The 12,460-nt window shown below is 68.7% G+C and carries 9 protein-coding genes and 1 tRNA gene; 8 read left to right on the top strand and 2 right to left on the bottom strand.

The annotated features are described in order from the left end of the window. Nucleotides 1-267: 267 nt before the first annotated feature. The gene (locus IEY14_RS06365; protein WP_188907412.1) at nucleotides 268-2,640 is read left to right on the top strand and encodes an EAL domain-containing protein; all 2,373 of its coding nucleotides are present in this window, start codon (nucleotides 268-270) and stop codon (nucleotides 2,638-2,640) included. Here the strand turns inward: IEY14_RS06365 and IEY14_RS06370 are convergent. Continuing rightward, nucleotides 2,637-2,825, bottom strand: coding sequence for a Trm112 family protein (locus tag IEY14_RS06370; RefSeq protein ID WP_188908067.1), 189 nt, complete (start codon nucleotides 2,823-2,825; stop codon nucleotides 2,637-2,639). The genes IEY14_RS06365 and IEY14_RS06370 overlap by 4 nt on opposite strands. Nucleotides 2,826-2,964: 139 nt before the next feature. Between IEY14_RS06370 and IEY14_RS06375 the strand changes: the two genes are divergently transcribed. The 7 genes from IEY14_RS06375 to IEY14_RS06405 all read left to right on the top strand — a co-directional run bounded on the left by IEY14_RS06375 (nucleotide 2,965) and on the right by IEY14_RS06405 (nucleotide 11,414). Beyond that, nucleotides 2,965-4,641, top strand: coding sequence for an AMP-binding protein (locus IEY14_RS06375; RefSeq protein WP_188907413.1), 1,677 nt, complete (start codon nucleotides 2,965-2,967; stop codon nucleotides 4,639-4,641). 86 nt (nucleotides 4,642-4,727) lie between these two features. Next, a tRNA-Met gene (locus IEY14_RS06380) sits at nucleotides 4,728-4,804 on the top strand. Nucleotides 4,805-5,161: 357 nt separating this feature from the next. Further along, nucleotides 5,162-6,169, top strand: coding sequence for an ABC transporter permease (locus IEY14_RS06385; protein WP_188907414.1), 1,008 nt, complete (start codon nucleotides 5,162-5,164; stop codon nucleotides 6,167-6,169). A 127-nt stretch (nucleotides 6,170-6,296) separates the two neighbouring features. Next, nucleotides 6,297-7,235 carry a sugar-binding protein gene (locus tag IEY14_RS06390; protein WP_188907415.1) on the top strand — a complete coding sequence of 313 codons (939 nt, stop codon included), beginning with the start codon at nucleotides 6,297-6,299 and terminating at the stop codon, nucleotides 7,233-7,235. 54 nt (nucleotides 7,236-7,289) lie between these two features. Further along, a complete protein-coding gene (locus tag IEY14_RS06395; RefSeq protein ID WP_188907416.1) occupies nucleotides 7,290-8,846 on the top strand; it encodes a sugar ABC transporter ATP-binding protein in 1,557 nt (518 codons plus the stop codon). A 227-nt stretch (nucleotides 8,847-9,073) separates the two neighbouring features. Next, nucleotides 9,074-10,033 (top strand): TIGR02285 family protein, encoded by a 960-nt coding sequence (locus tag IEY14_RS06400; RefSeq protein WP_188907417.1) that lies wholly within the window; start codon nucleotides 9,074-9,076, stop codon nucleotides 10,031-10,033. A 10-nt stretch (nucleotides 10,034-10,043) separates the two neighbouring features. Further along, complete coding sequence (locus IEY14_RS06405; RefSeq protein ID WP_188907418.1) at nucleotides 10,044-11,414, top strand: GGDEF domain-containing protein; 1,371 nt, start codon at nucleotides 10,044-10,046, stop codon at nucleotides 11,412-11,414. Between the two features lie 16 nt (nucleotides 11,415-11,430). Here IEY14_RS06405 and IEY14_RS06410 read toward each other — a convergent pair whose 3' ends face one another. Next, nucleotides 11,431-12,459, bottom strand: a complete 1,029-nt coding sequence (locus IEY14_RS06410) for a zinc-binding alcohol dehydrogenase family protein (RefSeq protein ID WP_188907419.1) — start codon at nucleotides 12,457-12,459, stop codon at nucleotides 11,431-11,433. Nucleotide 12,460 lies beyond the last annotated feature (1 nt).

Consider the following 12,460-nt stretch of genomic DNA (forward strand, 5'->3'; position numbering starts at 1 on the left):
CAGCTGCGCACCGGCGGCCAGGGCGGCGCGGCCCGCAAGCCCGCCCCGGCGGCGGACGACTGGGAAGAGTTCTGATCCCTCCCGCCGGGGCGCGATTCGGGGACGGCGGCGCAAGTCGCCGGCCTTCTTCCATGGGTCTGCCGCTTCGCCCGAAATTCGGTTGCCGCGTTCCATCGCAACTTTCGGATGCTTGAGCCGCTACGCTTTTGCGAAGTCTTTTACCAAGTTCATTGAGCCCCTGTTGAAGCGCGATAGCGATGGTGGCGCATGGTCTCGTTTCTCGCCGTCATCGCCGCCAGCCATTCGATCGGCTTCGTCGTCGCGGCCGCCATCATCTGCCTGTCCTCGGCCTGGCTGCTCGCCAGCCTCTTGCCGAAGCTCGCCTCCTTGCAGGGCCGCGTGCCGGCCCTGTGGTTCGGCACCACGGCAGTCGTCGCCGGGATGGGGGTCTGGACGACGCATTTCATGGCCATGCTCGGCTACCGGCCGGACATCGCGCTCGGCTACGATCTGGAAACCACGCTGCTCTCGGCGGCGATCGCCGTCGCTTTCGTCGGGATTCCGCTCGCCGTTTCCGCCGTGAAGACCTCGCTCGTCCTGCGCACGCTGCTCGGCGCCCTGGCCGGGCTCGGCATCGGCGCGATGCATCTCACCGGCATGGGCGCCATCGTCGGCTGCCTCCAGTCCTCGTCCCTCGAAGCCGATCTCATCGCCTGCTTCGCGGCCGCGATCCTGCTCGCCGTCGCGCGCGGCCTGCCGGACCGCTTCGCCACCCCGCCGACCACCTGCACCCTGTTCACGCTGGCGGTCTGCGCCGCCCATTTCATCTCGATCTCCGGCACCTCCATCAGTCCCCTGCTGACCGGCAGGGCCGAGCCGCACCAGAACATCACGCTCAGCATCTTCACCGGGGCGGGCGCGGTGGTGCTGCTGCTCGGCGCCTTTCTGACGCTGATGGCGGCGCGGCGGTTCGAGGCGCAGGAGCGGGCGCATTCTTCGATCCTGTCGACCGCGCTCGAGAACATGTCCAACGGGCTGCTCTATTTCGACCGCAACCACAGTCTCCAGCTCTACAACCGGCGCTATCGCGAGATCTTCGCCCTCGGCGGATCGGCCCTGAAGCCGGGCATGAGCCGAAAGGAGATCATCGATGTCATCGGCGACACCCATGGCTGGGACGCGGCGCGCCGCCGCCTCGCGACCCGCCGGGCGGACGAATGGCTGGCGCCGGAGACGAGCGAGAGTTTCGAATATCTGATGGACGACGGGCGGATCATGGAGATCGAGGTCCGGCCGGTGGCCGCCGGCGGCGCCGTCCTGATCTTCGACGACGTGACCGACATGCGCCGCGCGCATGACCAGATCTCGCAGCTCGCCTATCACGACGTCCTGACCAAGCTGCCGAACCGCCGCTCCTTGCAGATGCGCCTCGACGAGGCCTTCCGGGCGCGGCGCAACATCAAGCTCCTGCTGCTCGACCTCGATCGCTTCAAGGCGGTCAACGACACGTTCGGGCATGGCGTCGGCGACCGGCTGCTCGTCGCGGCGGCCGAGCGCCTGCGCGAGGCCGGCGGCAGCGCCGGCTTCGTCGCGCGCCTCGGCGGCGACGAGATGGCGCTGGTCGTCAATGCCGATCAGAAACAGGCCGTGGCGATCGCCCAGGCCGTGGTCGACGCCATCGCCGAGCCCTTCCTCATCGACCGCATCACGGTGCGCATCGGTTGCAGTATCGGCATCTGCTGCGCCGACGAGGCGGAGGATGCCGAGCAGCTGATGCAGCGCGCCGATATCGCCCTCTACGAGGCCAAGCGCGCCGGGCGCGGACGGGTCGCCTGCTATCGCCCCGGCATGGTGGAGGAGGTGGCCGAGCGGCACCGCCTGGAGGAGGACATGCGTCAGGCCCTGGCGCGGGGCGAGTTCCATCTCGCCTATCAGCCGATCATGGCGCTGGCGAGCGGCGAGATCACCGGCTACGAGGCGCTGATCCGCTGGCGCCATCCGACCGAGGGCGAGATCTCGCCGGCGCGCTTCATTCCGCTGGCCGAGGAGAACGGTCTGGTGGTCGAGATCGGCGAATGGGTGCTGCGCCAGGCCTGCCGGGACGCCGCGACCTGGCCGGCCGGCCGGCATGTCGCCGTCAACGTCTCGACGGTGCAGTTCCGCACGCCGCTGCTTCTGAAGCACATCACCTCGGCCCTCGCCGAGAGCGGGCTTTCGCCCAATCGCCTGGAGGTGGAGCTGACCGAGACGGCGATCGTCGCCGACGGCGCCCAGATCGCGGACGGTCTGGCGGCGCTGCGCGCGCTCGGCATCAGGATCGCCATGGACGATTTCGGCACCGGCTATTCCTCGCTGGCGCATCTGCGCGACTTCCCGCTCGACCGGATCAAGATCGACCGCAGCTTCGTTTCCAACGCGCTCGCCGACCGCCATTCCATGGCCGTCCTCAAGGCGGTGATCCGGATGGGCGAGGAGATGGAGATCTCGACGATCGCGGAAGGCGTCGAATCGGAAGCGGAATTCACGCTGCTCCGCGAGCTCGGCTGCTCGGCCGCGCAGGGCTATTACATCGGCCGGCCGGCTGCGATGCCGGCCGGGGAGCAGGATGCGCGGCGCGTCGGCGGCGCCGGCGCGTTCTAATCCAGAACCCGCGCTTCCGAGACCAGCATGATCGGAATGCCGTCGCGCACCGGAAAGGCGAGGCGCGCCGCCGGGGACACAAGTTCGTCGCGCTCCGCGTCGTAGCGCAGGGGGCCTTTCGTCACCGGACAGACGAGGAAGTCGAGAAGCTTCGCGCCGGGCCTGGCCGGCGACGGGCGCGACATCTGGGACATGCGGGCTTTCTCCGGTGCGGGAAGGCGGGGAGTGGGCCTTCCGGGGCTTATCCTTTTTGCCAGAAAAACCGGCCCGCCGACATGTCTTCGATTCGTTTCGGCGGTATCCTTCCCGAGGGGAGGAATTCGAATGCAGCGGGCATGGCATGCGAACTATCCGGCCGGCGTGCCGCATGAGCTGCCGCCGCTGCCCTACGAGACGCTCGGCGCCCTGTTCGAGGACGCCTTCCGCCGTTATGGCGCGCGGGAAGCCTGCCGCTATCTCGGCCATCGCCTCACCTTCGCCGCGATCGAGCGGGCCGCGGCGGATTTCTCCGCCTATCTCCAGTCCCTCGGCCTTAAGAAGGGCGACCGGCTGGCCCTGATGATGCCGAACGTGCCGCAATATCCGGTGGCGGTCGCGGCGGCGATGCGGCTCGGCCTCGTGATCGTCAACGTCAATCCGCTCTACACGCCGCGCGAGCTCGAACATCAGCTGAAGGATGCCGGGGCCGTCGCGATCGTCGTCCTCGACGTGGTGGCCGGCACGCTCGCCGCCTGCATCGCCGCCACGCAGCTGCGCCATGTCGTGGTGGCGCGGCTCGGCGACATGCTGCCCTGGCCGAAGGGCCGGATCGTCGATTTCGTGGCGCGGCGGGTGAAGAAGCTCGTGCCGCCTTATCGTCTGCCCGGCGCGGTCGCCTGGCGCGAGGCGCTGCGCCGGGGCGCCAAGGGGTCCGTCGCGCCGGTGCCGGTCGCCGGCGAGGATCTGGCGGTGCTGCAATATACGGGCGGCACGACCGGCATCGCCAAGGGCGCCATGCTCACCCATCGCAACATCGTCGCCAATGTCCTGCAGTCGGAGCTCTGGTACGCGCCGGCCCTGGCGCGCGTGCCGCCGGACGAGCAGCCGGTGATCGTAGGGGCGCTGCCGCTCTATCATATCTTCGGCTTCACGGTGAACATGCTGCTCGCGGCCAGGACGGGCAGCGCCAGCCTCCTCATCGTCAATCCGCGCGACATTCCGGCGCTTCTCGCCGCGCTCGGCCGCATGCGCTTCCACAGCTTTCCGGCGGTCAACACGCTCTTCGACGTCATCGCCCGCCACAAGGGCGCCAAGCATGTCGATTGGTCGGGCCTGAAGCTCGCGGTCGGCGGCGGCATGGCGGTGAATGCCGCCACCTCGAAGCGCTGGCAGGCGCTGACGGGGCTCGCGATCTGCGAAGGCTACGGCCTGTCGGAAACCTCGCCGGTGCTCTGCTGCAATTCCGTGCTCGCCACCGGCTGGACCGGCACGATCGGCTATCCGCTGCCCTCGACCGAGCTCCGTATCGTCGACGAGGCGGGCGAAGAGGTGGCGCCCGGCGAGCGCGGCGAACTCGTGGCCAAGGGGCCGCAGGTGATGCGCGGCTATTGGCGGCGGCCGGCGGAAACGGCGGAGGCCTTCACGGCCGACGGCTGGTTCCGCACCGGCGATATCGGCGTGATGAATCCCGACGGCTCCTTCAGCATCGTCGACCGGCGCAAGGACATGATCATCGTGTCCGGCTTCAACGTCTATCCGAGCGAGGTCGAGGCGGTGGTGACGGCGATGCCCGGGATCGCGGAGGCGGCGGTGATCGGCGTGGCGGACGGCGCCTCCGGCGAGGCGGTGAAGCTCTTCGTGGTGCGCGGCGACGGAGCGCCGACGGAGGACGCGATTCGAGATTTCTGCCGCGAGAAACTGACGCCCTACAAGCGCCCCAAGCTGATCGAGTTCCGGGACGAATTGCCAAAGTCCAATGTCGGCAAGGTGTTACGGCGCCTGCTGCGGGAAGATGCGCATTAGCCGCAGCTTTTTCCGCCAGGGGGCTTTTCATTCATCGAGCTGTCGCATATATGGAGCTCACCGGCGGCCGAGGTCGACGGAAATGGCGCGGGGTGGAGCAGCCCGGTAGCTCGTCAGGCTCATAACCTGAAGGTCGCAAGTTCAAATCTTGCCCCCGCAACCATTACGAACTGTGCCAGCAATTCCTTCCTGTCAGCCGCCCCGATCGGGCGGCTTTTTCATGTGCGGTCCGGCTCGCCCTAGCCGCCGCGATCCTGTCCCGTCCTTCATCCCTGTCGCGAACCGACGCCGGCCGCCGCATCGGCGCGCCTCCTCGGAGCGCCGCCCCCGGCGATCCACAGCCGGGAAGGCGTGATGCGCTCAGACGCCGCATTCGGACGATTGCCGCTTGCGAAAACCTAGCTTAAGACTTGTTTCGGGAGCGGATTCGTCGATCGGGGAGGGTTGACCGAATGACGTGGGAGCGGAACGGTGCGCTAAGGCGCGGCCGGGTGGCGGCGCGTGCCGGGATCGAGGGCGCATGAGCCTGCCCGTCAGCGTCGCCGACAAGGCGGAGAAGGCACGGCGGCCGGGCTTCGGCGCGCGGCTTCTGCGGTCGCGCGAGACCGGCATCATCGCGGCGCTCGTCCTCATGGTGGTGGTCCTGTCGATCATCGAGCCGGACTTCGCCAGCACCGACAATCTTCTCAACGACGCCCGCAACTTCTCCTTTGTCGGCATCGTCGTGCTCGGCCAGGCGATGGTGATGATCACCGGCGGCATCGACCTGTCGGTCGGCAGCGTCTGGGGCCTCGCCGCCGTGTCCTCGGCGGCCTTCATGGCCATGGGCCTCGGCACCGTGCCCGCCTGTCTCCTGTCGATGCTCATCGCCGCCTGCTTCGGTCTGTTCAACGGCCTTTGCGTCACCAAGCTGCGCATGCCGCCCTTCGTGCCGACGCTCGCCACGATGAGCATCGCGCGCGCCCTGGCGCTGGTCGTCACGCGCGGCAAGTCGATCGACGAGTTCCGGCCCTATGACGATCCCTTCTTCGCCCTCGGCGGCGGCGACAGCTTCGGCCTGCCGAACCCCTTCATCATCTTCGTCGTCCTGACGGTGATCGCCTGGATCGTCCTCAACAAGAGCGTCTACGGCCGGCAGCTCTACGCCATCGGCGGCAACGAGCGCGCCGCGCGGCTGACGGGCCTCGACGTCGACCGGCTGAAGATCAGCGTCTACGTCATCTCCTCGGTGCTCGCCGCCATCGCCGGCATCATCGAGGTCAGCTACCTGTCCTCGGCCATTTCCAACCAGGGCCTCGGCAAGGAGCTGAGCGTCATCGCGGCGGCGGTCATCGGCGGCACCAATCTGAACGGCGGCGAGGGCACGGTGATCGGCGTCTTCGTCGGCGCGGTGATCCTGGAGGTCCTGCGCAACGGCCTCGTGCTGCTCGGCACCGACGCCTATTGGCAGGGCGTCTTCGTCGGCTCGGTGATCGTGCTCGCCGTCTTCATCGACCAGCTGCGCAAGGGCTTCTGGCGCAGCCGCTGACCGACAAGTTCCGGGCGGCCGGCCGGAGGAACAGGGCCGGGCCGCCGGGAGGCAGGGGCGACGGAGCTTCGGGAGGAAGCGTCGCCCGTCTCGCCGACACGAACCATCGTCTGAGGGAGGAACATCCATGAAACGCATTCTGCTGGCGGGCGCTGCGCTCGCGCTTCTCGCGGCCGGCTCGGCCGGGGCGGCGGAGAAGAAGGTCTTCGCGCTGGTGCCGAAGGCGCTCGGCGTGCCCTTCTATGCCGATGCCGAGAAGGGCTGCAAGGAAGCCGCCGCCAAGCTCGGCGCCGAATGCCTGTTCACCGGCCCGGCCCAGCTCGACGACGCCGAGCAGACGCGCATCGTGCGCGATCTCGTCACCCGCAAGGTGGCCGGCATCGCCATCGCCCCAAACAATGCCGATTCGATCTCCAACGTCATCGCCGCCGCGCTCGACAAGAAGATCCCGGTCGTCACCTTCGATTCCGATGCGCCGAAGTCGAAGCGCATCGCCTTCATCGGCACCAATAACGAGGCGGGCGGCGAGGCGGCCGGCGAGGCCTTCGCCAAGGCGCTGCCGAACGGCGGCACCTATGCCGTGCTGACCGGCGGCCTCTCGGCCTCCAACCTCAACGACCGCATCAAGGGCTTCAAGTCGAAGCTCGGCGACAAGTTCAAGGAAGTCTCCGGCTCGCCCTTCTCCTGCAACGACGATTCCAGCGTCGGCGTGCAGGTGATCCAGGACATCCTGGCGAAGAACCCGAATATCGACGGCATCTTCTTCTCGGGCGGCTGGCCGATGTTCGCGCCGCAGGCCTATACGCGGGCGCTGAAGAACAAGCAGGCCGACCTCAAGGCCGGCAAGTTCGTGATCGTCTCCTTCGACACGCTGCCGACCCAGGTGAAGCTCCTGAAGGACGGCTATGCCACCACGCTGATCGGCCAGCGGCCGCTCGCCATGGGCATGGATTCGGTCGACCAGCTCGACAAGCTGGCCAAGGGCGAGAAGGTGCCGCCGGTCACCGATACCGGCGTCGACATCGTCGACAAGTCCAATGTCGAGAAGTTCGCCGCCGGCAACTGAACGACCCCCGCCGGGCGGCCCTCGCGCCGCCCGGTCCTTCCCGGAGATCCCGTCATGGCCGTGCTCCTCTCCGTCGAGGCCATCTCGAAGAGCTTTCCCGGCGTCCAGGCGCTGAAGGACGTGTCCTTCGCCGTGGAGGCGGGCAGCGTCCATGCCATCATGGGCGAAAACGGCGCGGGCAAGTCGACGCTGATGCAGGTCATCGCCGGCGCCCATCCGCCGACCGCCGGCCGACTGGTCTTCGACGGCAAGGAATTGCAGCTCTCCGGCACGAAGGACGCGGCGCGCGAGGGCATCGCCATCGTCTTCCAGGAGCTGATGCTGGCGCCGAACATGACGATCGCCGAGAATATCTTTCTCGGCCTGGAGCCGCGCCGGGGCCGGGTCTTCGTCGATCGCGCCGCGCTGATCGCCGACGCGCGCGCCGCGATGGGACGGCTCGGCGTCGATCTCGACCCCGAAACGCGCCTCGGCGACCTCACCATCGCCCAGCAGCAACTGGTCGAGATCGCCAAGGCCCTGGTGCACGAGCCGCGTCTCCTGATCCTCGACGAGCCGACCTCCAGCCTGTCGGAGGCCGATGCGCTGGCGCTGTTCCGCGTCGTCCACGATCTGAAGCGGCGCGGCGTCACCATCCTCTACATCTCGCATCGCATGCGCGAGGTCTTCGACAATTGCGACGCCGTGACGGTGCTGCGCGACGGCCATCACGTGCGCACCGCGCGCCTTGCCGACACCTCGCCGAACGAGGTGGTGCGGCTGATGGTCGGGCGCGATCTGGCGGAGGTGCGGCGCGTCGCCCCCGCCGCCGAGGCGCGGCCGGTGATGCTGGAAGTGCGCGAACTCGGCGACGGCCAGCGCTATCGCGACATCTCCTTCCAGCTGCGCCAGGGCGAGATCGTCGGCCTCGCCGGCCTCATCGGCGCCGGGCGCTCGGAAATGGCGCTCGGCCTCTTCGGCTCGCCGCCGGCGCCGGAAGGCACGATCCTGATCGAGGGCCGGCCGGCCGAGATCCGCCGGCCGCGCGACGCGATGCGCCTCGGCATCGGCCTCGTGCCGGAGGACCGCAAGGGCCAGGGGCTGGTGCTCGGCATGGGCGTCGGCAGCAATCTGTCGCTCGCCGCGCTCGGCCTCGGCCGCCTGTCGCAGGCCGGCTTCGTGCGGGAGGGGCGCGAGGCCTCGATGATCGAGGGCTATGTCGATCGCTTCCGCATCAAGACGCCGAGCGTCGAGCAGCTCGTCGGCCTTCTCAGCGGCGGCAACCAGCAGAAGGTGGTGCTCGCCAAATGGCTGGCCTCCAAACCCCGCGTCCTCGTCGTCGACGAGCCGACGCGCGGCGTCGATGTCGGCACCAAGGCGGAGATCTACGCGCTGCTGCGCGAGCTGGCGCGCGAGGGGCTGGCGGTTCTCGTCATCTCCAGCGACCTGCCGGAGGTGCTGACCATTTCCGATCGCATCCTGGTGATGCGCGCCGGGCAGCTGGCCGGCGAGATCCCCTTCGCCGAAGCTTCGGAGGAGCGCATCATGGCGCTCGCCGCGCTGGAACATCCCGATCCCGACCATGCCGCGCCGCCGCCGGCCAGCTACGCCGCCGCCGTCGCGACGAGCTGACCCCGCCGATCGCGCGGGATCGGCCCGAATGCGCCTGGAGGTTGCATCTCCTTCATCCTTGTGCTGCAATCCTTGAAACGGTTTTGATTCGATGGCGCTCCGCCCTCGGGACGCTCTGCGCAAACTTTGGTCACCACGCTTCGCGAAATGTCGATGCGGGTGACGTTTCGAAACATCGGCCGCTTATGTTCGGTGGGCGAAGGCGCGGCCTTCCGCCTTGAGATGTCATGATGTTTCGGGATTTCGCCTCCTCCGTTTCCGCCCTTGTCGGCCGCCACTCGTCCCGCGCCGCCCGTCTCGCGCGCGTGGCGGGTCCTTCGCCGTCAAGGCGCGGGCTGCGGCTCCGCGCCGGCGCCGCTTCGCTGGCCACCCTTCTCGTCGGGGCCGGCCTCGCGCCCTCCGCCTCGGCCGAGGAGGCCGGCGTCACCTGGGCGATCTACGACGCCGCGCCCTTCATGATCGCCGACGGCCCCAATCGCGACCGGGGCATCTTCGATCAGATCCGGCATCTCCTCGACGCCCGGCTCGCCGACATTCCCCACCAGACCCTTTCCGCGCCCTTTCCGCGCATCGTCACTTCGCTGAAGGCCGGCGCGCAATGGTGCTTCGTCGGCGGCGTGAAGACGCCGGAGCGGGAGGATTTCGCCTATTTCTCCCTGCCGGTCGCCCTGTTCTATCCGCTGCGTCTCGTCGTTCCGGCCGAAGAGCGGCAGAAGTTTGCCGCCATGGCGCCGCTTTCGCTGCGGCACCTTCTCGAAGAGCGTCCCGACCTGCGGACCAGCATGCTGCGCAACCGGTCGCTCGGACCGGTGATCGACGACCTCCTGCGCCGCTTCCCGCCTCCGGAGACCCATTCGGATTTTCCCGAAGCCTTCCGCATGCTGCTGAACCGGCGCCTGGACTATCTCATCGACTACGCCAACATCGCCACCTACAATGCCGATCTCCTGGGGCGGCCGGGCGCCTTCGCCATGCTCCCTTTCGAGGAGCGGCCGGAGCCGGTGTTCAGCCGGGTGATGTGCGCGCGCACGCCTTGGGGCCGCGCCTTCATCGATCGTGTCGACGCCGTGCTGCGCGAGGCGCGGCCGATGGCGGATTATCGCGCGATCGTCGAAGCCTGGTCGGCGCCCGAGGACCTGCCGACCATCCGGGCCGCCTATGACGGCGCCTTTCTGGCCAGTGAGTGAGGCCGGCTTGATGAGCCTGTTCCCTTCCATCGACCGGTTCTCGCCCTCGCGGGCTGAGACTCTCGCCGCCCCGCCGCGCCGCAGTCCGCTGGCGCAGCGGCTGATCCGGGTGATGTTCGGCTGCTATCTCGCGGTCGCGGTCGCCCTGACCGCGATCCAGATGGGCCTCGAATATCGCTCGGCCAGCGAAGCGCTGACGGCGAATGTCGTCGCGCTCCAGCGCACCTTCAGTCCTGGCCTCGCCGATGCCATGTGGCGCTTCAATACGGAGGTGGTCGAGGGCATCCTGTCCGGCATGCGGGAGATCCCGATCCTGACCGGCGTCGAGGTGCGGGACGAGGCGGGCCAACGCGTCCGCGCCTTCGGAAGTGCCCTGGCCGATCCGGGGACGCCGCCGGACGGGGCGCTCGGCACGGCGCTCGCCTCGCTCTTCGACGCGCCCTTCCAGCGGACCTTCGAACTGACGCATGTCGACGAGAACGGTGCCCATCACGCGATCGGCTCCTGGACGGTCTATTCCAACCATGCGCTCGTTCTCGATCAGCTGAAGCGCACGGTGGTGATCATCCTGATCAATTCCGCCATCAAGTCGCTGATGCTGCTCGTGATCTTCTATGTGGTGATCCAGCGCATGGTCGGCCGGCCGCTGGCGGAGATGAGCGCCTTCGTCCAGGAGATCGACGCCGACAATCTCGGGACGCGGCCGCTGGTCGTCGCGGCCGGGGGACGGCACGAGCTGCATGCGCTCGCCTCGACGCTGAACCGGATGGCCCGGCGCCTCGGGCATGCCTTCGAGGAGAATGCCCGGCTTCTCGACAATATGCGCGACCTGACCTCGACGCTCCAGGCCAAGGTCGGCGAGCGCACGCAGGAGCTGAAGCTTCTCGCCGAGACCGATCTCCTGACCGGCCTCGCCAATCGCCGCAAGCTGGACGAGGAGCTCGGCCGGGAGATCGCCTTCACCGGCAGGGCCCGGGTGCCGCTCTCGATCATTCTCGGCGATATCGACCGCTTCAAGTCGATCAACGACCGGCACGGCCACAAGGCCGGCGACAAGGTGCTCGCGATCTTCGCCGAGGTGCTGCGCGACCGGCAGCGCCCTGCCGACACGATCGGCCGCTGGGGCGGCGAGGAGTTCATGCTGATCTGTCCGGGAAGCGCTCTGGAGCCCGCCGTCGAATTCGCCGAGGCGATCCGCAGCGCCATCGAGGCGACGTCTTTTCCCGTTGCCGGCCGGCAGACCTGCAGCTTCGGCGTCGCGACGCTCCAGCCGGGCGAGACGGCCGACGAACTCGTCGCGCGGGCGGATGCCGCGCTCTATGCCGGCAAGCGCAACGGCCGCAACCGGGTGGAGGCGAGCCGCCCGGGCGGCTCGGCCTAGACTGTCCCCGCTCCGGTCAGACTTGGCCGGAAGCCAGCTCCACCATGACCTTCAGCGCGGTCGGCTCGCCCGCCCAATAGGGCAGGGCGCCTTCGGCCTCGGCGAAGGGAAAGACCTTGGAGATCAGTCCGTCCGCCTTCGACCCCAGGGTTTCGAGATAGGCGATGACGCGGTCGAAATCGGCGCGCGTCGCGTTGCGCGAGCCCGTGATGTCGAGTTCCTTCAGGTTGAAGAACCGCGTCTCGTAGGTGACGGGCGCCTTGGAATAGCCGACATAGACGACGCGGCCGGCAAAGGCGGCGAGGTCGATCGCCTGGGTGAAGGTTGCCGGCAGGCCGACCGCCTCGATCACCACGTCGGCCCCGTCGCCGCCGGTCAGCGCCTCGATGCGGGCGCCGACATCCTCCTTCGAGCCGTCGATCGCCTCCGCCGCGCCGAAGCGCGTGGCGCGGCCGACCTTCTCCGCGTTGACATCGACGGCGAGGACGCGCGCGCCGGCCGCCGCCGCCGCGATGACGACGCCCATGCCGATCATGCCGCAGCCGAGCACCACCACCGTCTCGCCGGCTGAGACCCGGCCGCGCTCCACCGCGTGAAAGCCGACCGACAAGGGCTCGACCAGCGCCAGATGGCGCTCGGACAGGGTGTCGTTGAGGATGATCTTGTCGAAGGGCAGGGCGATCGCCTCGGCGAGGCCGCCGTCCTGCTGGACGCCGAGCGTGCGGTTGTAGCGGCAGGCATTGACCCGGCCGCGCCGGCAGGAGGCGCAGGTGCCGCAGGCCGTATAGGGCATCACCGTCACCCGGCGGCCGGGCGCGAACTCGGCCGGCACGTCGGCGCCGACGGCGGCGATCGTGCCGCCGATCTCGTGGCCGGGAATGCGCGGCAGCGAGACCAGCGGGTTGAGGCCCTTGAACGTGTTGAGATCGCTGCCGCAGAGCCCGACATGGGAGACGCGGACGAGCACCTCGCCGGGGCCCGGCTGCGGCTCCTGCACCTCGCGCAGCGCGGAACGGCCTTCCGCCTCGATTCTAAGCGCGCGCATC

This window comes from Aureimonas endophytica, assembly GCF_014642635.1.
In the GTDB taxonomy this organism is placed as follows: domain Bacteria; phylum Pseudomonadota; class Alphaproteobacteria; order Rhizobiales; family Rhizobiaceae; genus Plantimonas; species Plantimonas endophytica.

Bases quoted from the DNA above. Each gene is read 5' to 3' on its own strand.
- IEY14_RS06400 (WP_188907417.1), top strand. From the start codon at position 9,074: ATGATGTTTCGGGATTTCGCCTCCTCCGTTTCCGCCCTTGTCGGCCGC.
- IEY14_RS06390 (WP_188907415.1), top strand. From the start codon at position 6,297: ATGAAACGCATTCTGCTGGCGGGCGCTGCGCTCGCGCTTCTCGCGGCC.
- IEY14_RS06385 (WP_188907414.1), top strand. From the start codon at position 5,162: ATGAGCCTGCCCGTCAGCGTCGCCGACAAGGCGGAGAAGGCACGGCGG.
- IEY14_RS06365 (WP_188907412.1), top strand. From the start codon at position 268: ATGGTCTCGTTTCTCGCCGTCATCGCCGCCAGCCATTCGATCGGCTTC.
- IEY14_RS06370 (WP_188908067.1), bottom strand. From the start codon at position 2,825: ATGTCGCGCCCGTCGCCGGCCAGGCCCGGCGCGAAGCTTCTCGACTTC.
- IEY14_RS06375 (WP_188907413.1), top strand. From the start codon at position 2,965: ATGCAGCGGGCATGGCATGCGAACTATCCGGCCGGCGTGCCGCATGAG.
- IEY14_RS06405 (WP_188907418.1), top strand. From the start codon at position 10,044: ATGAGCCTGTTCCCTTCCATCGACCGGTTCTCGCCCTCGCGGGCTGAG.
- IEY14_RS06410 (WP_188907419.1), bottom strand. From the start codon at position 12,459: ATGCGCGCGCTTAGAATCGAGGCGGAAGGCCGTTCCGCGCTGCGCGAG.
- IEY14_RS06395 (WP_188907416.1), top strand. From the start codon at position 7,290: ATGGCCGTGCTCCTCTCCGTCGAGGCCATCTCGAAGAGCTTTCCCGGC.